This is a genomic window from Bradyrhizobium sp. Pha-3 (assembly GCF_042258615.1).
In the GTDB taxonomy this organism is placed as follows: domain Bacteria; phylum Pseudomonadota; class Alphaproteobacteria; order Rhizobiales; family Xanthobacteraceae; genus Bradyrhizobium.
The window spans coordinates 1,082,203-1,104,490 of the sequence record NZ_CP170152.1 but is presented as its reverse complement, the minus strand read 5'-3'; the positions used below and the strand labels follow the sequence as shown (position 1 = coordinate 1,104,490).

The 22,288-nt window shown below is 61.3% G+C and carries 24 protein-coding genes; 2 read left to right on the top strand and 22 right to left on the bottom strand.

From position 1 onward, the window contains the following. Positions 1-145: 145 nt before the first annotated feature. The gene (locus ACE10Z_RS05140) at positions 146-2,251 is read left to right on the top strand and encodes a TonB-dependent receptor (RefSeq protein ID WP_375786964.1); all 2,106 of its coding nucleotides are present in this window, start codon (positions 146-148) and stop codon (positions 2,249-2,251) included. Positions 2,252-2,314: 63 nt separating this feature from the next. Next, positions 2,315-3,247, top strand: coding sequence for a LysR family transcriptional regulator (locus tag ACE10Z_RS05135; protein WP_375786963.1), 933 nt, complete (start codon positions 2,315-2,317; stop codon positions 3,245-3,247). Here the strand turns inward: ACE10Z_RS05135 and ACE10Z_RS05130 are convergent. The 22 genes from ACE10Z_RS05130 to ACE10Z_RS05025 form a co-directional block, all read right to left on the bottom strand. Next, a complete protein-coding gene (locus ACE10Z_RS05130) occupies positions 3,220-3,459 on the bottom strand; it encodes a DUF2274 domain-containing protein (RefSeq protein ID WP_375786962.1) in 240 nt (79 codons plus the stop codon). The genes ACE10Z_RS05135 and ACE10Z_RS05130 overlap by 28 nt on opposite strands. Positions 3,460-3,464: 5 nt before the next feature. After that, on the bottom strand, positions 3,465-4,682 hold the full coding sequence (locus ACE10Z_RS05125) for a TrbI/VirB10 family protein (protein ID WP_375786961.1): 1,218 nt from the start codon (positions 4,680-4,682) through the stop codon (positions 3,465-3,467). Then, entirely contained in the window at positions 4,679-5,602 is a 924-nt protein-coding gene (gene trbG / locus ACE10Z_RS05120) for a P-type conjugative transfer protein TrbG (protein WP_375790112.1), read from the bottom strand. Before trbG ends, ACE10Z_RS05125 begins: the two co-directional genes overlap by 4 nt. A gap of 89 nt (positions 5,603-5,691) precedes the next feature. After that, positions 5,692-6,375: a conjugal transfer protein TrbF gene (trbF, locus tag ACE10Z_RS05115; RefSeq protein ID WP_375786960.1), complete on the bottom strand. Its 684-nt coding sequence runs from the start codon at positions 6,373-6,375 to the stop codon at positions 5,692-5,694. A gap of 59 nt (positions 6,376-6,434) precedes the next feature. Beyond that, a complete protein-coding gene (gene trbL / locus ACE10Z_RS05110; RefSeq protein ID WP_375786959.1) occupies positions 6,435-7,664 on the bottom strand; it encodes a P-type conjugative transfer protein TrbL in 1,230 nt (409 codons plus the stop codon). Next, positions 7,661-8,044: a putative entry exclusion protein TrbK-alt gene (gene trbK-alt, locus ACE10Z_RS05105; RefSeq protein ID WP_375786958.1), complete on the bottom strand. Its 384-nt coding sequence runs from the start codon at positions 8,042-8,044 to the stop codon at positions 7,661-7,663. Before trbK-alt ends, trbL begins: the two co-directional genes overlap by 4 nt. Continuing rightward, positions 8,044-8,772, bottom strand: a complete 729-nt coding sequence (trbJ, locus tag ACE10Z_RS05100; RefSeq protein WP_375786957.1) for a P-type conjugative transfer protein TrbJ — start codon at positions 8,770-8,772, stop codon at positions 8,044-8,046. Before trbJ ends, trbK-alt begins: the two co-directional genes overlap by 1 nt. Then, complete coding sequence (gene trbE / locus ACE10Z_RS05095; protein ID WP_375786956.1) at positions 8,769-11,210, bottom strand: conjugal transfer protein TrbE; 2,442 nt, start codon at positions 11,208-11,210, stop codon at positions 8,769-8,771. Before trbE ends, trbJ begins: the two co-directional genes overlap by 4 nt. A 9-nt stretch (positions 11,211-11,219) precedes the next feature. Beyond that, positions 11,220-11,483 (bottom strand): VirB3 family type IV secretion system protein, encoded by a 264-nt coding sequence (locus tag ACE10Z_RS05090; protein WP_375786955.1) that lies wholly within the window; start codon positions 11,481-11,483, stop codon positions 11,220-11,222. Then, complete coding sequence (locus ACE10Z_RS05085) at positions 11,483-11,755, bottom strand: TrbC/VirB2 family protein (RefSeq protein ID WP_375790111.1); 273 nt, start codon at positions 11,753-11,755, stop codon at positions 11,483-11,485. Before ACE10Z_RS05085 ends, ACE10Z_RS05090 begins: the two co-directional genes overlap by 1 nt. Positions 11,756-11,805: 50 nt before the next feature. Continuing rightward, entirely contained in the window at positions 11,806-12,726 is a 921-nt protein-coding gene (trbB, locus tag ACE10Z_RS05080) for a P-type conjugative transfer ATPase TrbB (RefSeq protein WP_375786954.1), read from the bottom strand. Positions 12,727-12,987: 261 nt separating this feature from the next. Beyond that, positions 12,988-13,419 carry a ribbon-helix-helix protein, CopG family gene (locus tag ACE10Z_RS05075; RefSeq protein WP_375786953.1) on the bottom strand — a complete coding sequence of 144 codons (432 nt, stop codon included), beginning with the start codon at positions 13,417-13,419 and terminating at the stop codon, positions 12,988-12,990. A 4-nt stretch (positions 13,420-13,423) separates the two neighbouring features. Next, positions 13,424-15,409: a conjugal transfer protein TraG gene (locus ACE10Z_RS05070; RefSeq protein WP_375786952.1), complete on the bottom strand. Its 1,986-nt coding sequence runs from the start codon at positions 15,407-15,409 to the stop codon at positions 13,424-13,426. 24 nt (positions 15,410-15,433) lie between these two features. After that, positions 15,434-17,173, bottom strand: coding sequence for a relaxase/mobilization nuclease domain-containing protein (locus tag ACE10Z_RS05065; protein ID WP_375786951.1), 1,740 nt, complete (start codon positions 17,171-17,173; stop codon positions 15,434-15,436). Positions 17,174-17,417: 244 nt separating this feature from the next. Then, a complete protein-coding gene (locus ACE10Z_RS05060) occupies positions 17,418-18,140 on the bottom strand; it encodes a lytic transglycosylase domain-containing protein (RefSeq protein ID WP_375786950.1) in 723 nt (240 codons plus the stop codon). A gap of 173 nt (positions 18,141-18,313) precedes the next feature. After that, positions 18,314-18,826: a S26 family signal peptidase gene (locus ACE10Z_RS05055; RefSeq protein ID WP_375786949.1), complete on the bottom strand. Its 513-nt coding sequence runs from the start codon at positions 18,824-18,826 to the stop codon at positions 18,314-18,316. Further along, complete coding sequence (locus ACE10Z_RS05050; protein WP_375786948.1) at positions 18,823-19,287, bottom strand: DUF2840 domain-containing protein; 465 nt, start codon at positions 19,285-19,287, stop codon at positions 18,823-18,825. The genes ACE10Z_RS05055 and ACE10Z_RS05050 overlap by 4 nt, the downstream gene beginning before the upstream one ends. 289 nt (positions 19,288-19,576) lie before the next feature. Beyond that, a complete protein-coding gene (locus ACE10Z_RS05045) occupies positions 19,577-20,458 on the bottom strand; it encodes a replication initiator protein A (protein WP_375786947.1) in 882 nt (293 codons plus the stop codon). 21 nt (positions 20,459-20,479) lie between these two features. Then, positions 20,480-20,761 carry an AlpA family transcriptional regulator gene (locus tag ACE10Z_RS05040; protein WP_007594540.1) on the bottom strand — a complete coding sequence of 94 codons (282 nt, stop codon included), beginning with the start codon at positions 20,759-20,761 and terminating at the stop codon, positions 20,480-20,482. Between the two features lie 133 nt (positions 20,762-20,894). After that, positions 20,895-21,305, bottom strand: a complete 411-nt coding sequence (locus ACE10Z_RS05035; RefSeq protein WP_375786946.1) for a DUF2285 domain-containing protein — start codon at positions 21,303-21,305, stop codon at positions 20,895-20,897. 166 nt (positions 21,306-21,471) lie between these two features. Beyond that, positions 21,472-21,666 carry a transcriptional regulator domain-containing protein gene (locus tag ACE10Z_RS05030; RefSeq protein WP_091890073.1) on the bottom strand — a complete coding sequence of 65 codons (195 nt, stop codon included), beginning with the start codon at positions 21,664-21,666 and terminating at the stop codon, positions 21,472-21,474. Positions 21,667-21,831: 165 nt separating this feature from the next. Then, positions 21,832-22,104 carry a DUF2285 domain-containing protein gene (locus ACE10Z_RS05025; protein ID WP_375786945.1) on the bottom strand — a complete coding sequence of 91 codons (273 nt, stop codon included), beginning with the start codon at positions 22,102-22,104 and terminating at the stop codon, positions 21,832-21,834. Positions 22,105-22,288: the final 184 nt, after the last annotated feature.

Below are 22,288 nucleotides of genomic sequence, written 5' to 3'. Positions count from 1 at the left end.
CGCACTGAGTAGAGTCTCGGTCATAACATTGGCTTTGGCGATACTTGGAGATCTAGCATGCGCTTTCGCGCAGACGCCGAACCCGCGTTCAAAAAGCTCAGATGGGGCGTCGAACGCCAATCCTGCGATTCTCCCTCAAGTCACGGTGAGGAGCGCAAAGAGATCGGGGGGTGCCAGGAAAACGAAACCGACCCATACAAGGGTCAGCAATCACGCCGAGCGCAGTATCGGTGAAGCGAACCGCAACATCACGGCTCTCGATCCGCTCTTTGTCACAGCGCGTAAGACCAACGAGCGGCTTCAAGATGTACCCGAAAGCATCACTGTCGTCTCCCCAGAGCACCTGAGCACCAATCCCTTCGAGCCGGGCGCGGTGATCGCGGGTAACTCACCTAACGTGCAGTGGGTGAATACGAGCCCGGCCACACGGTTCTTTTCGATTCGCGGCGTAAGCACGCTCGGGTCTCCGCAAAGCTTTTCCGACGGCACGGTCGGGTTCAACATCGATGGTGTTCCCAACAGCATGATGAGTGCGTCGAATGTTCTCCTTGACGTCAATCGGGTCGAGGTCATACGAGGCCCACAAGGGACTCTTTGGGGCACCAATGCGCTTGGCGGCGCGATCAACGTTGTCACCAATCAGCCAGACGGCACTCGCGATGTCCGCTTCACAAGTGAGGCCGGGTCCAACAACTATGGCATGGGCGAGGCCATCATCGGCGGAAACATCGTTCCTGGCACGCTGGACGGCCGCATGGCCGTTCGCTTTGGCCACCGAGGTGGCGACATCAACAGCCTGTTCACCAACGATCTGGCCAAGGATGATGTCGCAGCCTTTCGTGGCGGACTGCGCTTCACCGGCCTCGACAACACGACAATCACGCTGACCGGAACCTATCTGAACGACAGGGGGAACGCGCCGTGGTACCTCCTGCGCGACGCGCCCGGCTTTCCCATCAGTGGCGTGCTGTCTGAACCCTCCTCTAAAAGAACGCAGGCAGGTACGACGCTGAAGATCGTACATGATTTCGACGCGTTCACGCTCACGTCGATCAGCGCATACCAGCGCAACGAGTTGCGCATCCGCAATGACCCGACCGATAAGCTCGTCTACGATCAGATCGGCTTACCCTCCTTTCCCTCGATCGGCCGCACGACAGATCAGGAGAATATGTTGAGCCAGGAGTTTCGCCTGAGTTCTCTCGAAGGCGACCCAATCCGTTGGGTTATCGGCGCCAGCGCAGTGCGGACCGAGGGAAGTCGCACCTGCGACGCATTGCAGTGTGCAATGCCACCTATCATAACGAAAAACGCTATCAACAGCACGAATCTCGGACTGTTCGGCGACGTCACGATCCCATTTGCCGATCGCTGGGAAGTTTCGGCGGGCGGGCGCATCAGCTATGATGATATCGAAGACAAGTTTTCAAACTCGCTGAACGTGCCCGGCCTGACGGGCTATAACAACACGCATCAAGAATATCCGACGGGACGCCTCGCGCTCGCTTACAAATGGACAGATGATATCCGCACCTATGTCTCTGTCGCGCGCGGACATTCAAGCCGAATATATTCGCTCCTGCCGCAGGTGGTGAATGGCGTCCTTCCCGATCCGTTCCCGGCCGCGACCGGCTGGACATACGAAGCCGGCGTGAAAGCCAGTCTGCTCGATCGCCGTCTCGAGATCGAGACCAGCCTCTACCATAACGACATCAAGAATGGTCTCCTCGCTTACCTCGATCCGCAAGCGCTTGCCTTCAAGCAAACCTACCAAGATTATGAAACGAGCGGCTTCGAGCTTCAGGCCCGCGCCAGAATAACGGATAGTCTGAGCTTCATCGGTGGAGTCGGCTACACACACGGCTCGCTCGGTGCGAACGGCGCACACTATGCTACGGTGAAAGGCAACCGGGCTCCGAACACACCCGACTGGGCGTTCACGACCGCGCTTCAATACGATGCTCCGGGAGCCATGCTTCACTTGCCGGGAGCATTCTCGTTCAACGTCCAGTATCAATACACGGGACGCCGCGCAGCGGATGCCGAAGATTCATTCGACCTGAAACCATATCATATCCTGAACGCGCGTATCGGCTGGAAGAACGATGGCGGGGATTTCGAAGCTTACGTTTTCGGTCGCAATCTTCTTGACCAGCGCTACGAAGCATTCGGCGCGACGCTCCTTGGCGTTTCGACTGTGAATGTCGGTCAAGGCCGCATCGCCGGCGTCGGCCTGACCAAGATCTTCTGAACGTGGTCGCAGGCTCCGTGTCGAGAGAATCGAGCACAACGTCCTACTGAATAAGCGAGGCCTATGGATTTGGTTGCTCGATCGACCAATGTTGGCCTGCACCACTTGCGTTCAGCAATCGCCGCTGCAGATTGTGGAAGTTTTCGGCAGGCGGCAGAGCAGCTCGGCATTCGTCACTCTTCGCTGAGTCGCTCTATTGGTCAGCTAGAGTACTTGGTAGGAGTATCGTTGTTTCATCGCTCAAGCGGAGGAGTTGTGCCTACCGCCGCCGGCCACAGCATTCTTCGAGTATCACGGATGGTTCTCGAGCAAGTCGACATGCTCGTCGCAATGGGATGGTCTAACGGACGCGGCGAGGCTGGGCGTCTCTCGATCGGTTTTTGCACATCTATTTCCGCAGGCAGGTTGAGAGCCAGCCTGGTTGAATTCAAACATCGTGCACCGCGAGTCGAGTTGGCTACCGTCGAACGATCGCGTACCCGGCTTATGAACTCCCTTCGCAATGGCACGATCGACATAGCAATCGTGCCAGGCAAAAACCTACAACCAGATAGCAAATGTCTGCCGATCTGGATCGAGCGCGTGCTGATCTTGGTTCCCAAAGGCCATCGGCTAGCCACGTACGATGTCATTCGCTGGGCAGACATCGACGATGAGACCGTGCTCTTAGGTACGTGTGATCCAGAAACGGACGAGGAAGATTTGCTTATTTCCAAGCTAATGACTGGAACGAAGCAGGTCAAAATTGAACGGCACGATGTTAGCCACGGTATACTGAAAGACCTCATAGGTATGGGGTTCGGAATTGGTCTCGTAACAGAGTCGGACGTCGGCGCGAGCTTCGCAGGATTGATTTACCGTGAAATACAGGACGGTACGGGTCCTTATCACATCGGATTTCATGCCCATTGGCTCGATGGTAACGATAATCCAGCCCTGAAGCGCTTTCTCCAGCTTCTTGCCGAGCGCTACACTTCCCCGTCTACCGACGAATGACTGCTGCGCCGTAGCTTTGCAAATCCGCGATCTGTCGCCATAAATCGCGCCAGCATGGGCGCGATCAACTTCGTGGGATCAGTGCGCTGTCCGGTTTCCCGCGCTAAGACCTCTGCGTACGAGACGAGATCTCGATGCACCGACGCCGGCAGTTCAAGACTGACCTTGACGGGCTTGTCGTCGGGCAGGGTTCCAATCTTGAGCTTGGACATGGGTTTCACCCTCTGTATGATTCGAGAACGAGATCGCGATTGACGATAATGCGGACCGGAAATCCCGGACGAACTGTCAGTGTCGGCTGAACGTTGAGGCTGCGCCGGACAACTTGCTGGCCAGTTTGATTCAGCGAGTCCGCTGCTCCGTGCCGCAAAGCTTGAATAATCGCGCTGTCGTTACTGTTTGTATCGGAGCCTGATCCGAGCTCGGTGCCGACAGCGAGCAACGTAGAGAGAGCAGCCGCCTTGAACAGCTCCCCCCAATGATTGTCGACTTCATCTTGCAGACCGGAATATCCCGCCGGGTCCGCACCTTGCTGGCGCTCCAGCACGATCGAACGACCGTTCGGCATAATCAGACGCGTCCAGACGAGCAGCACCCGGGATTGTCCAAAAGCGACCTGGCTGTCGTAGATGCCAATCAACCGTGCCCCCTGTGGGACGAGAAGAAAGCGCCCGGTCGGCGTATCGTAAATGCTTTCCGTCACTTGCGCGGTGACTTGTCCAGGCAGATCCGACCGGATCCCGGTGATGAGCGCTCCGGGAATAACCGATCCGGCCTGCACGATGTAGGGTGAGGCCGCTTTCGTGATCCGATCCGGGCTTGTTGTGCGACGGTCGACGGAGGCACTGACGAAGGCAAGCTTCCGGTCCTGTCCGTTCTGAGGAAATCCGTCCTCGCCTCCCGGCGCCGTCGGCACCGCCATACTGCGATCGCTCGCTTGCAGTTGAGTGGAAGTTGGCGAACGGTCTCGGATATTCGTCGACACGAACACCCGGCTGATGCGCGCCGCTTCCGTCTCCTGATCGCGACGCTGCTGCTCCGGATCGGGCATCGCCGCTGCTGTTGCTGGCAACTGCCCCTGGGCCGCCAGAATGGGCCTGCCAAGATCACCGGGAAGCGGTGGGCCGAGCTGCGGCGCCTGGCGTTGAACAGCCGAATAGTCGCGGGGCAACGCGCTAATACCATCCGCAATATTGTGGTGGTCGGTGCCATAAAGCTCTCCAGAGGTCGGACTAGCCGTTCTGTTCCTTTGCAGCGCCCACACGACGGCCACACCTATTACGACCAGCCCAAGCGCGGTCCCGGCGGCCAAGACCCTTCGCGACAGGCGCGTCACTCGGGGGTATTCGGGTCGGAGCCGAAAACCTTTCGCCAATTCCTCGGACGCTTGTGCTCCGGCTGATTGACCATCTTCCTGGCGATCCTCGGTGCTCATGACGAGGGCCTCCCGTCAGTCCGGACAATTCTAACCTTCTGCTGATGTTCTCCGCCCAACCGCAACTCGGCAGCTGCGAACAATCGATCGACAATCAGTAAATTGCCGTAGGCGCGGTAGTTGACGATTTCGCTCTTGCCGTCGGAACCAAGAACAAACAGAGGCGGCATTTCGCCCTGAACAATGCCCTGCGGAAACTCGACATAGACTTTTCGGCCATCGTCATAGGCCGCAGTCGGACGCCAGGGCGGACTGTCGCCCTCGATTGCGTAGCGGAAGCGGCGCTGCGATGCTTCCGGCAGAGCGGGGAGCAATGGCGCCGACCGCCCCTTCCCCTGCGCTGCTTCCGGATAATACCAGGCAACCGAGGGCATATAGGGCTTTTCGCGGGCGCGAAGCTCGATCAAATAGGTGCGGCGGTCAGTATTGACGACGAGGTTCGTCTCGATCGCTGCCCGGGTCGGCTTGACCAGAACATGGACACGGCGTGTTTCGCCGCTGCCACTTTCCGTGTCGCCAACTACCCAGCGCACCGTATCACCCGCGGCGATCGGCCCGCTTCCCGTTAGTTGCTCACCTTCCTCCAGCGCAATGTCGGTGATCTGTCCCGGGGCTGCATAAACCTGATAGAGCGCACCTGGGCTAAAGCTGTAGATCTGCGCCGCGTTGAAGTATCCCTTTTTGCGAGGTTCAACCCGGGCAGCGCTATTGGCTATCTCTACACGGCTGACCGGCTCGGAACCTTCCTTGGTCCCGGATTTGCCACCGAGAGCAGGCTTCCAGGAAGGAGGAATGTGGACCGGCCGAGCCCGATCATCCGCTGGTGCCGGAGGCTGTGGCAGTGCCGGCACATCCGTGTCATAGGCGATTTCAGGCGGAATGAATGTCGAGCAGCCGCCGAGCAGACAGCTGCACGTCATCGCGATCGAAGCGAACGCCTTTCCGGACGGCACAAGCCAACGTCCTTTGCGCGCGTGGGTGACTGCTCGTTCCTTGCAGATAGGTGGTCTCATTGTCCCAGCTCCTTCGACCAATTGATGGAATTGACGTAGATTCCGAGCGGGTTCTTGCGCAGCCGGTCGGCATCGTGCGGAGTCCTGACGACAACCGACAGAATTGCAGTCCAACGCTCGGTCGAAGACAGAGCTCCGTTATCGTAGGCACGCTGAACCCATGCCACGCGGAAGCTATCCGGGGATGCCCGAATGACGCTCGAGACTTCGACCGAGATCTGCACCTTGCCGAGCTTCGCAAACGGATCACTGGCCCGCGCATATTCGTTGAGAGCGATCGCACCCCGATCGGTGGTGAAGTCATAAGCTCGAAGCCAGCCCTGGCGCAGGACGATCGCATCGGATGGCAGACCGCGAACGTCTTCGATGAAGCGAGCCAGGTGAAAGGCAATCTGCGGATCGCTCGGCTCGTACTCCGAATTCGCGGGCGCCACTCTCTGTGCCTGGCCGAGCTGATCGACCTCAACAATCCAGGGCGTGATTGTGCCTTGGGCCGATTGCCAAACCAGACCGCCAGCAAGGCCGCACGACAGGGCGAGGCAGCCGAAGGCCATCAGCCTCCAATTCTTGGCCTGGACACGGGCCGATCCAATGCGCTCGTCCCAGACCTGTGCTGCCTTCTGATACGGCGTCACCGGCTCAGGTGCGCGCCCGTAATGAACTGAAGATCTTTTGAACATCATTCCCCCAAGACACAGAGTTTGGATTGCTTGACCGAAAAATGGACAGTCGGCGTCACTCAGCGCTCTTCTTCCGAAACCTTGACGGAGCTGCCGCCTCCACCATGGTCGCCGGATCGAACAGCATGGCTCGCTGTGGACACGCCGTGGCTGACCGTCTGAGCGCGCTTCATGCGCTGTGCCCATGCCGGTGGACCTTCGGCGGAGCTCTGCGCCCCGGCTGAAGCCAACTGATTGCCGCTGCCAAAGGCGGCGGCCGTGCGACGTAGAGGACTCGCGGCAGCTGAAAGACCGGCCTCGGCAACACCAGTCATGCCGCCACTGCGGTAGGCGGTTGCGGTTCCCCGGGCGACCGCAGCACTACCGCGCGCGACGCCTGCAGCCGCGCCTCCGGCCAAGCCGGCAGCGCCAGCAGCCAGGCCGGCGCCAGCGGCAATGACGCCGCCGGCAGCAAGCCCAGTCCCAACAGCTGCACCGGCTCCAAGTTGCGGTCCGCCCGAGACAAGCCCGCTGGCAATGCCGGGTCCGAAGATGCCGAGCCCAAGGAGCGAAAGCGCAGCCAGAACCAGCGTCATGGCATCTTCGATCGTCGGCTGTCCGCCGCTGAATCCGGATGTGAACTGCGAAAATAGCGTGGAGCCGATACCGACGATGACAGCCAGCACCAGGACCTTGATTCCCGACGAGACGACGTTGCCAAGAACCCGCTCGGCCGCGAAGGCTGTCTTGCCAAACAGACCGAATGGAATGAGCACGAAGCCGGCCAAGGTTGTCAGCTTGAACTCGATCAGGGTAACAAACAGCTGGATCGCCAGAATGAAGAAGGCCAACAGCACGATCACCCAGGCAAACAGAAGAACGACAATCTGGATGAAGTTCTCGAAAAAGCTGATGTAGCCCATCAGATTCGAGATCGAATCTAGGATCGGCCGACCGGCATCGAGACCAACCTGTGCGATCTTCCCCGGACGCACAAAATCGCTGGCCGATAGGCTTGTTCCGGAAGCCTTCAATCCGAGGCCGACAAAGCTTTCGAAGACGATACGGGCGAGGTTGTTCCAGTTGCCGATCAGGTAGGCGAAGACGCCAACGAACAGCGTCTTCTTGACAAGCCGCGCAACGACGTCATTGTCGCCGCCCCAAGCCCAAAACAACGCAGCGAGCGTAATGTCGATTACCGCCAAGGTGGTCGCGAGATATCCGACCTCGCTGCCGAGAAGCCCAAATCCGCTATCGATGTAGCGCGTGAACGTTTCGAGGAACTGATCGATAACCCCTGTGCCCGTCATTGATCGCCCTCACTCGGCGTTGCTACGGTGGGATAGCTTTGCGGTATCCGGCTTTGGTCTTTCGGGGCCGATGCCGGCCGTGAACTACTCGGATCATCGCCCGATCCATCCGCGGAGCCAGTCCTATGACCGAAGAACCGCCGCCGGTTTCCAGCCCAGATCATTCGGCACTGTTCAAAGGCCGGCCCTTGTTCTGAAGTCAGGGCGCGGCAACGCGCCAAGTCAGGTTCGAGCGTTCCGGTCTTCCGCACGCTCGACTGCGTTGCAGCAGCATCATTGCCGGGATCGCGTAACTGGATCGCGCAGGCAGCCACCGCGACAAGCGTTATGCCGACGGCCACGACGGACGAAAGCCGCCTGAAGAGGACAGGGATATCCATCAGTGAAACATCTGAACGTTCGAGGACCGGTAGCCTTGGCGAGACGCGAGGAACCGTCGAAGCTGCTCGCGCCCCTGGTCTTGCGCCGCTGCACGTTGTGCGGCTTCCAGCGCCTGGGCTCGGCCTTGCGATGCTAGCGTTGCGGTGAGATCAGCGAGTTGCTGGGCCTGAAGCGCAAGGATCTGGTTGCCGGCTTGCGTTGCTTGCAGCGCTCCGCTCGCGGTTTGGCTTGAACCCAGCAGCGCTGCACTCTGAATCCGGTTGGTGTCGAGATTTCCAACCACGCCCGCCTGTACGCGCAGGGCGTCCTGAAGCGCGCCGATCAAGTTCTGCCAACGCGTCTGGGCACCAGTGATCAGCGCGGCGTTGGATTGAACGCTTGTCGCCGGCCCGTAGCTCGTGGCAAAAGCGCGATCGATCTGCTGCACGTTATAGCCGATGCGCTGGGCTTCCGACAAAAGCTGCTGGGTGCGCTGGATCGACGACTGGAGCTGCTGGAGCGAGGAATACGGCAGGTTCGCCAGGTTCTTCGCTTGATTGATCAACATCTGCGCCTGGTTTTGCAACGAGGTGATCTGGTTGTTGATCTGTTGCAGCTCTCGCGCTGCGGTCATGGCATTCTGGACGTAGTTTTCGGGGTCAAAGACGATCAGCGCACGAGCCGTGTTCGCGTTGACCAGGGACAACGCAAGGACGCTGAGTGCCGTAACCAAACGACGACGGTTCATTGGACCTTCCTTAGATTGCTGAGATTGGTGATGAAGTCCGTGGCCCACCCCACGCCGCGGTGGCGAAGCCAGGAGGTGACAAAACCGTCGCGGCCGTGTTCCGCGAGCAATTGGTCGATCACGATCTGGTCGGACTTGGACGAGGCCGCGGTAAAGGCGAGTGCGACCTCGCCAAGGCCAAGCTCTAACATCCGGTTGCCGCGACGGGACTGGCAGTAGTAGTCCCGTTTCGGGGTCGCCCGGCTCAAGAGCTCGATCTGCCGATCGTTGAGGCCGAAGCGTTGATAGATCGCCGTGATCTGCGGCTCGATTGCTCGCTCGTTTGGCAGCAGCAGCCGTGTCGGGCAGCTCTCGATGATGGCAGGCGCGATCTTCGACCCGTCGATATCTGACAGCGACTGGGTGGCGAACACGACGGATGCATTCTTTTTCCGCAACGTCTTCAACCATTCGCGGAGCTGACCGGCGAAATCAGCATCGTCCAGCGCCAGCCAGCCCTCATCGACAATGATCAGCGTCGGCCGGCCATCAAGCCGATCGCCAATCCGGTGGAAGAGATACGCAAGCACGGCAGCCGCGGCGCCGGTTCCGATCAATCCCTCGGTCTCAAAGGCCTGCACGGAAGCCTCGCCCAAGCGCTCGAATTCCGCATCCAGCAACCGTCCGTAGGGTCCGCCGAGGCAATAGGGTTGCAAGGCGCGCTTCAGAGCCGCTGACTGGAGCAGAACCGAAAGCCCCGTCAACGTCCGCTCCTGCATAGGCGCCGACGCGAGTGACGTCAGGGCAGACCACAAATGGTCTTTCGCATCCGGCGTGATCTCGACCTTTTCCCGGGTGAGGATGGAGGCAATCCATTCGGTGGCCCAGCCCCGCTCATTGGGATCGTCGATCCAGGCCAAGGGCTGCAACGCGACTGGCTCGGGCGCGCTCTCGGACAGCGCACCGCCAAGGTCGTGCCAATCTCCGCCCATTGCGATCGACGCCGCCCGGATCGAGCCCCCGAAATCAAACGCGAACACCTGGGAGTTGGGGTAGCGGCGGAACTGCAGCGCCATCAATGCAAGCAAAACCGACTTGCCGGCGCCGGTCGGCCCAACCACTAGGGTATGACCGACGTCCCCGACATGCAGCGAGAAACGGAACGGGGTCGCTCCTTCCGTCTTGCCATAGAGAAGGGGCGGCGCGTTGAAGTGCCGATCCCGTGGCTCTCCAGCCCACACCGCCGACAGCGGAATCAGATGCGCGAGGTTGAGCGTCGAGACCGGCGGCTGCCGCACATTGGCATAGACATGCCCGGGCAGGCTGCCGAGCCAGGCCTCGACGGCATTGACCGTCTCGACCATGCAGGTGAAGTCGCGGCCCTGAATGACCTTTTCGACGAGACGGAGCTTTTCGTCGGCCGCGCGGGGATCGACGTCCCAGACCGTGACCGTCGCGGTGACAAAAGCCTGGCCGATTTGGTCGGACCCGAGCTCCTGAAGCGCCGCGTCGGCATCCATCGCCTTGTTGTGGGCATCGGTATCCAGAAGCGACGACGCTTCGTTGGTCATCACCTCCTTGAGGATCGCGGCGATCGACTTGCGCTTGGCAAACCACTGGCGCCGGATTTTTGTCAGTAGTCTTGTGGCCTCGAGCTTGTCGAGCATGATGGCCCGGGTCGACCACCGATACGGAAACGCCAGGCGGTTGAGGTCATCCAGAATCCCGGGCGTGGTCGCAGTCGGGAAACCCACCACGGTTAGAACGCGCAGGTGCACGGCGCCCAGCATCGGCTCGAGACCACCGGTCAGGGGCTGGTCGGCGAGCAGCGCGTCGAGATACATCGGGACTTCGGGAACACGAACCCGGTGCCGGTTGGTCGAGACCGCTGAATGGAGGTAGGTGAGTGTCGCGGCATCATCGAGCCAGACGCATTCCGGCATAAAGCCTTCGACGAGCTGCAGGACCCGGTCCGTGCGGTCGACAAAGGTGTGCAGAATCTCGCGTGCATCGGCTTGCTCCGTGCGATCTCGGCCCTCGTACAGCAATTGCTCGGCCCGCGATGCATCCTCCGGCGGCGGCAGATATAGGAGAGTCAGGAAGTAGCTGGATTCGTAGTGGGCACCCTCTTCCTCGAACTGGGCCTGCCGCTCGGCATCGACCAATGCGGAGGCCACGTCCGGAAACGTGCTCACGGGGTAGGTGCCCGCTGAATGCCGTTGCGCCTCGACGAACACCGCCCAGCCGGAGCCAAGACGACGCAGGGCATTGTTGAGACGCCCGGCTACGCCAACGAGCTCGGCTGGCACAGCGCTGTCGAGATCCGGCCCCCGGAACTTGGCAGTCCGTTGGAATGAGCCATCCTTGTTCAGGATGACGCCCTCGCCGACCAGCGCCGCCCAGGGCAGGAAATCGGCAAGACGGATGCTGGACCGACGGTATTCTGAGAGATTGATCATGGGGTGAACTCAGACGCTGAGATGTCCGGGGATACGCAAGTGACGCCGCACAACCTCGACGAACGCCGGGTCGCGCTTGGCAGCCCACACCGCAGCCATGTGACCTAAGAACCAGACGAGAAGACCCGCTAGCCAGAGACGCAGACCAAGGCCCAGCGCTGCGGCGACTGTTCCGTTCACGATCGCGATCGACCGCGGCGCACCGCCTAGCAAGATCGTTTCGGTAAGCGCGCGATGTACGGGCACGACAAAGCCTGAGACCGGTTCATCCATCAGACCACCACGCCGCCACCGAACGAGAAGAACGAAAGGAAGAAGCTCGATGCCGCAAAGGCGATCGACAGCCCGAACACAATCTGGATCAGCCTGCGAAAGCCGCCCGACGTATCGCCAAAGGCCAGCGTCAGCCCGGTGACAATGATGATGATGACGGCCATGATCTTCGCGACCGGCCCTTCGACCGATTGCAGGATCTGATTGAGCGGCTGTTCCCAGGGCATATTGGAGCCGGCGGCCCAGGCTGGCGGGGAGGCGATCAGGACCATGCCGGACGCGGCAACGAAGGCCGCCCGCCCGAAAAACGCAGATCGAAAGCTCATGTCAGGTCTCCTGCTGGTGAGAGGCTGTAGTCACCCGTCGTACCAAGCCCGGTTACACGAGCGAGCTCGGCCAGACGCCGATCGGCGCCGCGGCCGGTCAGGACGGCAATAACGTTGATGGTCTCGGCAATCAGGGCGCGCGGGACCGTGATGACCGCTTCCTGGATGAGTTGTTCCAGCCGGCGTAACGCACCAAGCGCGGTGCCCGCATGGATCGTGCCGATACCGCCGGGGTGACCGGTGCCCCAGGCTTTAAGGAGATCGAACGCTTCGGCGCCGCGGACCTCGCCGATCGGGATGCGGTCCGGCCGCAAGCGAAGCGAGGAGCGCACAAGATCCGAGAGCGAGACGACCCCATCCTTGGTCCGCAGCGCAACCAGGTTCGGCGCTTTGCATTGCAGTTCGCGGGTGTCTTCAATCAGCACCACGCGGTCGCTCGTCTTTGCCACTTCTGCAAGCAGCGCATTCGTCAGCGTGGTTTTGCCCGTCGAGGTGCCGCCGGCAACGAGGATGTTCATTCGCGCGGCCACGGCTTGCTGCAACGTGGCGGCCTGATCCGACGTCATGATGCCAGAAGCCGCATAATCATCGAGCGTGAAAACGGCGACGGCGGGCTTGCGGATGGCGAACGCAGGCGCTGCGACCACGGGAGGCAACAGACCTTCGAAGCGCTCTCCGGTTTCTGGAAGCTCGGCCGAAATCCGAGGTGCACCGGCGTGCACCTCGGCTCCGACATGATGTGCGACCACGCGAATAATGCGCTCGCCATCAGCAGCAGAGAGGCGCTCACCGGTATCGCTCAGACCGCCGGACAACCGGTCGATCCATAACCGACCATCCGGGTTGAGCATGACTTCGACGACCGCTTCGTCCTCCAGATAGCGCGCAATCGCGGCCCCAAGCGCACTGCGGAGCATTCGCGCACCACGCGAGACTGCTTCCGACTGAAAGGAATGGATTGCCACTGCCCGACCCCACCGATCGAGAGCGACCAACTACCGCCCTCGGATAGGGATGATTAGAAAAACCACCAAGTCCCTTCGCGCAACAAGGCGCCGTCACTGATCGTAGCGTAGCGTACAAAGAGAAAGATCAAGGAAGACGGGTCCGTCGGCGACCAGGTAGAAAGCTCAGGCAACAGGCAAGTTCGGCGTCACCCGAGCGTGGCGAGCAAATGTTCATGGCGCCTCGTCGGCCGGGATGTCCTCCGAGATTTCCTGCCGAAGCTTCGGTCCCTTGGCCAATCGACGGCCAAGTGCCGTAACGAACGCATCGTAGCGCTCGCCTGCCTTGGCGCGCGCTGCTTGTGCGGCAGGTTCGGGCAATGCCGGTGTCGTCGTCAGCCAGAAGCGGATGAACAGGGCGAGCGTCTCAACTGCAATACCGACATCGCGCTCAAGGCGGATCATGCGACGATCGAACTGGTCGAGGCGTCGTGCGATCGCCGCCTCCTGCCGTTCGGTCGCATCCGGCGAAAGGAACGATTCAATGGCCGCTTCCGCGACCAATGAGCGGGAGTGATCGCGCCGTGCCGCATGTTCGGCCAACTGCCCCATAACCTTCGGATCGAGGTAGACCGAGAGTCGCTGTTTCCGGGTTGGCTTTGCCATAGTCTCACAGATCCATACCATCGCCGGGGTCGAGCGAGACCTGTCGCGCCACTCCTTGCATGACGCGATTCAGATGACTGTTCCGCGCGACGTCATCGTCAGCGTCGTCAGCCGGATCGATCTCGAACTCGTTCTCGATCGGCGTCTTCATCTCGACCACTCGGATGCGGTTGAGTTCAGGCTGCTGGCGGGGTTCGGATTCGGTCGGGTCATCGCCCGTGACACGGGACGCAGGCGGCCCCTCACCGATCTGCGGCCGCGGCGGCAAAGGCAAACTGGTCCAGTCGCAGCTCGTCTCCTCTTTCGGTGCGGTAAGTTTAGGCGGGGGCAGGACACGGTCGTTGAGGCGGGCATCGTCGTAGTAGCGGACCTTCTTCGCGCGGATCGGTGGCGTACCGGCGATCATGACGATTTCATCAGTCGGCGGAAGCTGCATTACCTCGCCGGGCGTCAGGAGCGGCCGCGCCGTCTCCTGTCGCGAGACCATCAGATGGCCCAGCCAAGGGTTCAGCCGATGACCGGCATAGTTCTTCATGGCTCGCATCTCGGTTGCGGTGCCAAGTGCGTCCGACACCCGCTTGGCGGTGCGTTCGTCGTTGGTCGCGAAACTCACCCGCACATGACAGTTGTCGAGGATGGCGTTGTTCGCGCCATACGCCTTTTCGATCTGATTGAGCGACTGGGCGATCAGGAAGCTTTTGAGCCCGTAGCCTGCCATGAAGGCCAGCGCCGACTCGAAGAAGTCGAGGCGCCCGAGCGCTGGAAATTCGTCCAGCATGAGGAGCACCCGGTGACGCCCGGCCTTTGCCCGCAGGTCCTCGGTCAGGCGGCGGCCAACCTGGTTGAGGATTAGACGGATCAGCGGCTTGGTCCGGTTGATATCGGAGGGAGGTACCACAAGGTAGAGCGTCGTTGGATGCTTGCTGCCGGTGATGTCCATGATCCGCCAGTCGCAGCGCCGGGTTACCTCGGCAACAACGGGATCCCGGTATAGGCCGAGGAACGACATGGCGGTGGAAAGGACGCCGGAGCGCTCATTATCTGATTTGTTCAGGAGCTCGCGCGCGGCACTGGCGATGACCGGGTGCGGGCCACTGGGTCCCAGATGCGCCGTCTTCATCATCGCCGCGAGTGTGGATTCGATCGTTCGCTTGGGGTCGGAGAGGAATGCGGCAACGCCAGCGAGCGTCTTGTCCTCCTCGGCATAGAGCACGTGAAGGATCACACCGACCAGCAGCGCGTGACTGGTCTTCTCCCAATGGTTCCGCCGCTCGAGCGAGCCCTCGGGATCGACCAGGATGTCGGCGATGTTCTGGACGTCACGCACCTCCCAATCGCCGCGGCGGACCTCGAGCAGCGGATTGTAGGCCGATGACTTCGGATTGGTCGGATCGAACAGCAACACGCGGCCATGCCGGGCGCGGAAGCCGGCGGTGAGCTGCCAATTCTCACCCTTGATATCGTGGACGATCGCCGATCCCGGCCAGGTCAGCAGCGACGGCACGACCAGGCCGACGCCCTTGCCTGAGCGGGTCGGCGCGAAGCACAGCACATGCTCTGGCCCGTCATGACGCAGATAAACGTCATCATATCGGCCAAGCACCACTCCATCCGAGCCGAGAAGGCCAACCGTCCTCACCTCCTCCGCCTCGGCCCAACGGGCGGAACCGTAGGTCTCGATCCTCGATGCCTCGCGCGCCCGCCATACCGACATGCCGATGGCAACGCCGACCGAGATAAAGCCGCCCGATGCCGCGATATAGGCGCCCTCGACGAAGATCGACGGTGCATAGGCATCAAAGCCGTACCACCACCAGAAGAATGACGGCGGGAGGTAAAACGGAAAGCCGAAGAGGTAGAACCAGGCCGCACCCAATTCAGGCTGGAACGCAAGGCGCCAGGCTACCCATTCCGTCGCTCCCCAGATGGTGACCAGGACAATGGCGAAGACGACAATGATCTGACCCCAAAGAATTTTGGTAGCGGGCATAACCAAACTCCTTTCTGTTCGAGCCTAGAGACCAAGCCCCCGCTTGCGCCCAAAACTCCAGTCGATGCCGCCATCATCACGGGCGACCCCGGAGATCTGCCGGCCGAGATGCTGTTCGAGGACTGGAGTCCAGGGCACGAGCTGGAATCCGAGGCCCTCGTCGAGCATGGCGAAGCGTCCGGACGCGAGAGCCAGACGCTGGCGATAGGTGCCGGCAACGTATTCGCCACTTGCGGCCCGGTTGAACGGTTGCCCGGTGTCGGCCGCAAGCTTCTCGCCGATCGCATCAAGTTCCCGGCGGCGCAACGTGTCGATCAGACTGCGGGCAAAAGTGACGCGCCGTCCTTGTCGCTCAGCAAGCCCCTGTTCGACGAGGTGCTCGGCGCGGGCATCCATTGCCTGCCGCACCTCGGCGCCGAAGCCGCCATCGGAGAGCGCGGCCGGCTGGCGCGCGATATTCTGCCGGTCGAGCCAGGTAGCCCCTCGCGCCTTGATCTGCCGCTCGATGTCGAGATCAGAGCGGACGGCGAGCGCGATCCGGCGCTGCCCCCGCGCGTCGTCGAACTTGCGGAGTTCGACGATGGAGCCGGAAGCACCGTCGCCTGCGGCTTCTAGATCGGGCAGCTTGATGTGATGGGTGCGCCCGTCAACACCGTCGACCACAGCGTAGGCCGTGCCCCTCAATTCATCGTCGAGACCGCGGTCGACCAATCGTCCGACGATCGGCGTGTCCAGACTTTCGGCGGCCGGCACATAGCTGGCAGATCCCCGCTCGATACCGCGCCGGGTTAGCGCGCGGTGCATCCGCTTGATGATATCGCCACGTTCACTAAGTTCGCGCAGCGTCGCCTCGGCTCCGTCGTCGATCGCCCATTGACCTGGACCGAGTTGCTCGGCGAGCCCGAGGGTTTCCAGTTTGCGCAGCCGGCCGATCTTTAGCGTGTGATACTCATCTGGCTGGTTCCTTGGATCGGGCGCTAGGTCGATGACACCGGTAGCGCGCGCGTCGCGAACAAGCTGGCGATCGAGCTGGGTCCAACGCTCCGCTTCGACCTCGCGCTCGAGATTGCGACGGATGTCGAGCTCGGTTCGCGGCCCCAGTTCCTGGGTGACGAGATCGGCTGCGCGAGCGCGCATGCCTACCTTGATGTAATCGCGCGCGATCACGAGATCCTGGCCGTCGTCTGCACGACCGCGCAGGATGATATGGACATGCGGGTTGTCCGTGTTCCAGTGATCGACACCTGCCCAATCGAGCTTTGTGCCGAGGTCCTTTTCCATCTGGTCCATGAGGTTTCGGGCAAAGGACTTGAGGTCCGCGAGCTCCCCAGCGTCTTCCGGCGAGACAATGAAGCGGAAATGGTGGCGATCGTCCTCGGTACGTGCAGCAAAGGTGCGGCTGTCGACCTCATCGGCCTCCGGACCGAACAGCCGGACTTTCTCACCATCGCGGGTGACGCCCTCGCGGCGCAGATAGCCGAGGTGAGCGGCGAGTGGCGCAGCGCGCGCGCGATGACGCACCACCCGGGTTTTGATGACGACGATCCGTGAGCGGCCGGTCAGAAGCCGGTTGGCGCGCACGCTTGCCGTTCGCCCACGTCCGAACGCCGAGCGATTGCCGGGCGTGATCCGGCCAGCACGTGAGACCCGCGCACCGGCCCTCTCGGCGGCAGCGAGCGCCTGCGCAACGAATGGCCTGGCGCGCTGTGCCCGGGAGGAGCGGATTCGGCCTGGCCGGATGCGGAATTTGTCCTCGCCGCTCATGGTCGCGCGCCCGCACATCGCGACAAGTCGCAGAGAACGATGCGAAATCCGAGGATACGCGAGGTGCGAGAAAGGCCGACACTTCGCGAAAAGAGATCATAACCCCTTGAAACAACACGACCGCCAGAGCCCGCACCTCGCGGCCTTTTATCTCGCCGTCCTGCCGTCGTGTCTTCCCACTGCCCTCGCCTTTCCGCCCATTCTTCTCCACGGCACGCCAATGCGTGCCAGCGTGCGCATTCGCTCATCGCGGCCCTCCCGCATCTGATCTCGCGACGAACAACCCTGTTGCTCGTGGCACAATCGCCGAGATGTCGTGAACGGAGGCCGCCGTCCTCGCCCGGTTCGGCGTGCGCCCGGGCTGCAGCCGGGCAACGGTCTTCGAATTCTCAGACCGCACAACGAAGAGCGCTCCCGCCGATGACCGCAGACTCGCGACTGCGCTGGAAGCTGCTATGTCGCTGCCGATGAACGGCACAAATTTCTGCAGATAGGCCCGGGTCTCAGCTGGCAATGGACGGCCGGCGAGATGCTCTTCGTAGCGAGCAGGTCCTGCGTTGTAGGCCGCAAGGAAGTCCGGTGAACCGTACCGGTCGTGCAGTTCGCGAAGGTACGCAGTACCTGCAAGAATGTTGTCGCGGGGATTGTCGGGATCGTTGCCGAGATCGTACCGCAGACGCAACTCTGCCCAGGTCTCTGGCATGATCTGCATCAGCCCCATGGCGCCTTTCGGTGATCTGGCACGCGCGTCTCCGGCGCTTTCGACGTCTATGACTTCGCGTATCCAGCGCACCGGCACGCCGAAGCGGCGCGATGCCTGCTCGACGAAATCCGCAAATGGATCGCTAGTTCGATAACTCGCGGTAGGCTCAGCGGGTCTCGTCTCAGCGACGGCGGTCGCGATACTCACGGTCAGCGCAACGAATAACGGTACGACAGCGCGCAGGCTCGTCTCGAACAAATGCAAGCGTGCCGCCGTGCTTGCACCCGTCCAGGGTAAAGCCGCTTCGCGCCGGCCGTTCGGCCGCCCTGGACCGTCGCTACGCGCGACGGCTTCGCAATTGTTGGTCGGGACGGAGGAATGGTGCAGCACTCGGCCGAACAGAGGAATAGTTGGTCGGAAACCCAATAGGCGCACGATCAATCCTCCCAAGTCCACACCGGGAGCGCACGCCCAAGAACGGTCGATGTCGGCAAAAATCCGAAATAGCGGCCATCCAGCGAGTTGGTGGACTGCCAGTTCATGACGAAGAGCTCGCCCTCGCCGACGACGCGGCAGCCCTGCCATTTCGGGAGTGGTCGGCCGCGGTTGTCGCGATCTCGGGCCTCGCCCATTTCGATCGAGTCGACGGAAACTGTGAGTCCGCTTCTGCAGACAGTTTGCCCCGGGAGCGCCAGCACGCGTTTGAGCATCGGCAACCCGGCTGGCAGATAGCCGTTCAGGTCGAGGAAGGTCGCGAGCGGCTCCGGTGGCTGTACGGCGAGGAGTTCCGTAACGAATAGTTTGTCCGCCGGCTGCACACGGTAGAGCCCGATCGGTACGCTCTCGGATGCATTCCAGATGTAGGCCGGTGTGATCTCCAGAACGGTTGGCGCGATAAGAGCGGCGGCACCGCCGAACATCGTGCTCAACGTCTTCAGCCGCAGTGTCATCGCATGACCCTCTGCCGGTGGAGCCATGCCTGGTGGCGGGCTCTCGTGTAGGGGCGCGGGTTTTCGTTGACGGACAGACGATTATGGATGTGATGCCAATGATCAGGAGCGACGTCGGCGGGATCGATGCCGAGCGCTTCGATGGCGTCGACCATCTGCAGCACCCGTTCGACCTTCGGCCAACCGGAGAGCCGCAGCAAAATCTCTCCGCCGGGCTTCACATACGGCACGGTCGAGCAGCGCTGTCCCGGCGCGACCGCGCGCAAGACGTCAATCCGCGAGATGATCGTACCGAAATCATTGGAGGTCCAACGGACGAAGGCAAAGATGCTGCCGGGCGCAAATGACAAGACGCGCCGGTGACGATCGATCTTCTTCTCCTCAGCGATACGCCCGAACCGAATTCGGTTTTCAATTCGCTTCTCGAGCCACAACACTTCCACTTCGGTGAGGTCGCTCATGCTGCCGCTCCCTGAAGCTGGGACCGGGAGCCGTGAGCTTTGCAGTCGATGAAGTGCGTATGCGGCGTCTGAACGCAAGCAGAACTGACGGCCCGCCGTTGCCACTCGCCCCCAATGCGGCTTGTGGTGTGGTCCGTTAGAAGAAATCCGAAGGATTTCTGGTTAGTAAAGTTAGAGGGGCCGGAAAGCGCAGAAAAACAAGCTCTTAAGCTCGATTTCGGTCCCCGATAGCACGAGGATTGGGTCCCCGATAGCACGAGGGTTGCCGTCCCCGATAGCACGAGCTGATTCACAGGTTGTCCTCCGAATTTGGAACGAGACCGCGCCGGCGCAGGCGAGCCGTTAGGGGATCGACAGGCGTAGGCGCGAAGTTCAGTCGCTCGGTGCCGTTCGGATCACGCGTGAGCACGAGCTGATAGCCCGGCAATGTCTGACGCTGGACGATCTGACGTACGTCGTAAGCAAAGTGCTTGAGCGGCGAGAGGATGCCGGACTTGGCATGCAGGTGCACAAGATCAAAACTCCAGCCACCGTCCTGCCTGCCGCCGTGCTTGCGCACGAGCCGGTAGAGCCAGCGCTCAAGTCCGCCCGTCAGATCGAAATAGGCGCGGTCGATCGTGAGCACGAGCGCGTCGTCGATTACGCCGGCATAGAACCAATCAGGCAGAATCAGCTCGAGCCCAAATGGACGGCCATTTGCATCGGCCGTCTCCTTCCACTCGTTGATCCAGGAGAAGCGATGTCGCCGCCGTTCTGTCGGCTGGCGGATCGACGTCATCACAGTCGTTGACTGAAGTCTGTCGAGACCAGCCTTCAGCCGGTCATAGTCTCGTGCGCCAGTCCCGCGGCCGACAAACGTCAAAATCTCGTAAGGCGTTGCAGCCATCAGGCGCGACGTCTTCAACCCCGCGTCACGCGCTTCGACGATCTGGGACGCCGCCCAGATCAGAACGTCCGCATCCCAGATGGTCGCCATGCCGTGTTCCGGCACGGCTTCAACGCGAATTGCGATCGTACCCGCACGGAAATCGATTGGTACGATGCGCTTTGTTTTTGCGAGCGAGAAGAACGGATAAGCCATCAGATCCTGCGCGTCACGGGGCGCAAGATCGCCGGGCAGCGCCCGAAAGAGCTCAAGCTGGTCGCGCTCGGAATGGTGTTTGCGCCGCATGTTCACTGCCCTCACGCGGAGTCAGCGACGTTCCTGGCCCGCATATGGGCGCAGCACCGGGTGCTTCTTGGCGGGCAGCACGGTCCCCTTCCCGGGGTCGGATGTCGACGTCTTGGCGCCGAGGTCGGCCCATGCTTTCAGATCATCTACGGCGTAGACGACACGTCCGCCAATCTTCCGATACGTCGGCCCGGTGCCGTACGTGCGGTGCTTCTCGAGCGTGCGACCGGACAGGCCAAGATACCGCGCGGCCTCCGGTGTACGCAGGAATCGCGGGGGTAGACCGGCCATCGGATCGGGCATTTGAGGACTCCAGGATGACAGCGCACCGCGGATGGCGGCGTCGGCGTGTGTGCGGTCATCATGGAGAAGCGTGATGTCGGAGGGGGATGCCGAATATTGGGGGGCCGATTTTCGGCACCCCTAGAGGACGGCGCTACTCGTCCCTGCGCTCAAGCCGCAGAAGTTTGCGATAGCCGCCGCGCACGAACGCGAGACCGCTTTGCACGAGACGGATGGTTCGGCTGCGCAGATCGTGCGTTTTCCAGACGCGATCCGGTATGCGCTTTTTCCCGAACAGGGCCTCTGCGATGCTGCGATAGGTGGCGCCGGCGAAATACGCGGCGACCGCGCGAAGGGCCGCGCATAATCGTTCGCGCCGCTGTTTAGACAAGCGATGAAAGGCAGGTCCTGCAGCGCGTCCATTCATCGCGCGCCACAGCCGCGTGGCAGCGTGCGCGCGTGCCTCGAAATCGCGGTCAAGCGGCAACTCGGCTGCATAGTGAGCGCCTGCGGTCAACGGCTGTTTCGACCAGATGCGATGCTCCACCGAGCCGATGTGCAGCACCGCGTGCCAACCGTCGGCGGCGCGGCACACCTGCCCGACAGTAAAGTCGAGCAGTGGCTGAGACGTTGACTTGTGAGCAACAGCCGGGGCGGTGGTCAGCGGGACAACAGACGCTAGAACCTCAGGTGTCCAAAAGATCGCCTGTTCTTTGGAGGACCTTTGCGGGTCATGGGCGAAAGCAGATGCCCCACCTCCTCCTGAATTCCTCGGTCACTTCGCCATCGGGGCTGTTCGCAATCATCGTTTCGTAATCCCGTTGGTAGTCGACGTTCATACGAAGGCCTTCCCAGGCGATGTGAGTGATCTCAGCGTTCTCAAGGCTCTTAAACGAATCCGGCGATCGCCAGTCAAATTCAGGCATTGCTTCCGCCCCATTGCACGCAGCTAACAAGGATTGCGGCGCAATAACTATGAACGAGGCGGCTGTAGGAAGCCCCTAGTTTGGCACCACGTGGTGCATGAGAATGACCACCGGTTGGCGGGAGAAAATAGTTTTGGCTGCAAGTCCTTGGTCGGCGATTTTCTTCTATTTTGAGCCAGCGCCGCGTAAAAGACGCCCCTGCTCGGTCACCCATTTGGCGCGTGCAAGATGACTCTCATATGCCGTCCGCGCACGTTCCGGCTCTCGCTCCGGATCGACGTGTAAGACGATTCGAGCGACCTCCCGCCAGTCCGCCCCCTGACCCTCCGCCTGCAGAAGGCGAATGTACGTGACGACATGCTGTTCGTCATAGGCCGTCAGCGCCGGCTCGTTCGGCGCGACATCAGCGACGTCAGGATCAAGCGGTGGCTTCGACATCAGTGACTACAATATTCGCGGGATCGAAAATCATATCGCCAGGCGTGAGCCTTCTCGGCTCGAACAGTTCCCCGTCGTAGCATATGGCATGCCACCTGCCCGAGCGAGCGTTCAAGAAGCCGCGTTCCCCACATTTCAGGCAATCGAAACTCCGTCCGTGACCTTCAGCATCCAAGCTCCGCGT

Bases quoted from the DNA above. Each gene is read 5' to 3' on its own strand.
- ACE10Z_RS05135 (WP_375786963.1), top strand. From the start codon at position 2,315: ATGGATTTGGTTGCTCGATCGACCAATGTTGGCCTGCACCACTTGCGT.
- ACE10Z_RS05130 (WP_375786962.1), bottom strand. From the start codon at position 3,459: ATGTCCAAGCTCAAGATTGGAACCCTGCCCGACGACAAGCCCGTCAAG.
- ACE10Z_RS05125 (WP_375786961.1), bottom strand. From the start codon at position 4,682: ATGAGCACCGAGGATCGCCAGGAAGATGGTCAATCAGCCGGAGCACAA.
- trbG (WP_375790112.1), bottom strand. From the start codon at position 5,602: ATGACGTGCAGCTGTCTGCTCGGCGGCTGCTCGACATTCATTCCGCCT.
- trbF (WP_375786960.1), bottom strand. From the start codon at position 6,375: ATGTTCAAAAGATCTTCAGTTCATTACGGGCGCGCACCTGAGCCGGTG.
- trbL (WP_375786959.1), bottom strand. From the start codon at position 7,664: ATGACGGGCACAGGGGTTATCGATCAGTTCCTCGAAACGTTCACGCGC.
- trbK-alt (WP_375786958.1), bottom strand. From the start codon at position 8,044: ATGGATATCCCTGTCCTCTTCAGGCGGCTTTCGTCCGTCGTGGCCGTC.
- trbJ (WP_375786957.1), bottom strand. From the start codon at position 8,772: ATGAACCGTCGTCGTTTGGTTACGGCACTCAGCGTCCTTGCGTTGTCC.
- trbE (WP_375786956.1), bottom strand. From the start codon at position 11,210: ATGATCAATCTCTCAGAATACCGTCGGTCCAGCATCCGTCTTGCCGAT.
- ACE10Z_RS05090 (WP_375786955.1), bottom strand. From the start codon at position 11,483: ATGGATGAACCGGTCTCAGGCTTTGTCGTGCCCGTACATCGCGCGCTT.
- ACE10Z_RS05085 (WP_375790111.1), bottom strand. From the start codon at position 11,755: ATGGTCCTGATCGCCTCCCCGCCAGCCTGGGCCGCCGGCTCCAATATG.
- trbB (WP_375786954.1), bottom strand. From the start codon at position 12,726: ATGCTCCGCAGTGCGCTTGGGGCCGCGATTGCGCGCTATCTGGAGGAC.
- ACE10Z_RS05075 (WP_375786953.1), bottom strand. From the start codon at position 13,419: ATGGCAAAGCCAACCCGGAAACAGCGACTCTCGGTCTACCTCGATCCG.
- ACE10Z_RS05070 (WP_375786952.1), bottom strand. From the start codon at position 15,409: ATGCCCGCTACCAAAATTCTTTGGGGTCAGATCATTGTCGTCTTCGCC.
- ACE10Z_RS05065 (WP_375786951.1), bottom strand. From the start codon at position 17,173: ATGAGCGGCGAGGACAAATTCCGCATCCGGCCAGGCCGAATCCGCTCC.
- ACE10Z_RS05055 (WP_375786949.1), bottom strand. From the start codon at position 18,826: ATGACACTGCGGCTGAAGACGTTGAGCACGATGTTCGGCGGTGCCGCC.
- ACE10Z_RS05050 (WP_375786948.1), bottom strand. From the start codon at position 19,287: ATGAGCGACCTCACCGAAGTGGAAGTGTTGTGGCTCGAGAAGCGAATT.
- ACE10Z_RS05045 (WP_375786947.1), bottom strand. From the start codon at position 20,458: ATGCGGCGCAAACACCATTCCGAGCGCGACCAGCTTGAGCTCTTTCGG.
- ACE10Z_RS05040 (WP_007594540.1), bottom strand. From the start codon at position 20,761: ATGCCCGATCCGATGGCCGGTCTACCCCCGCGATTCCTGCGTACACCG.
- ACE10Z_RS05030 (WP_091890073.1), bottom strand. From the start codon at position 21,666: ATGCCTGAATTTGACTGGCGATCGCCGGATTCGTTTAAGAGCCTTGAG.
- ACE10Z_RS05025 (WP_375786945.1), bottom strand. From the start codon at position 22,104: ATGTCGAAGCCACCGCTTGATCCTGACGTCGCTGATGTCGCGCCGAAC.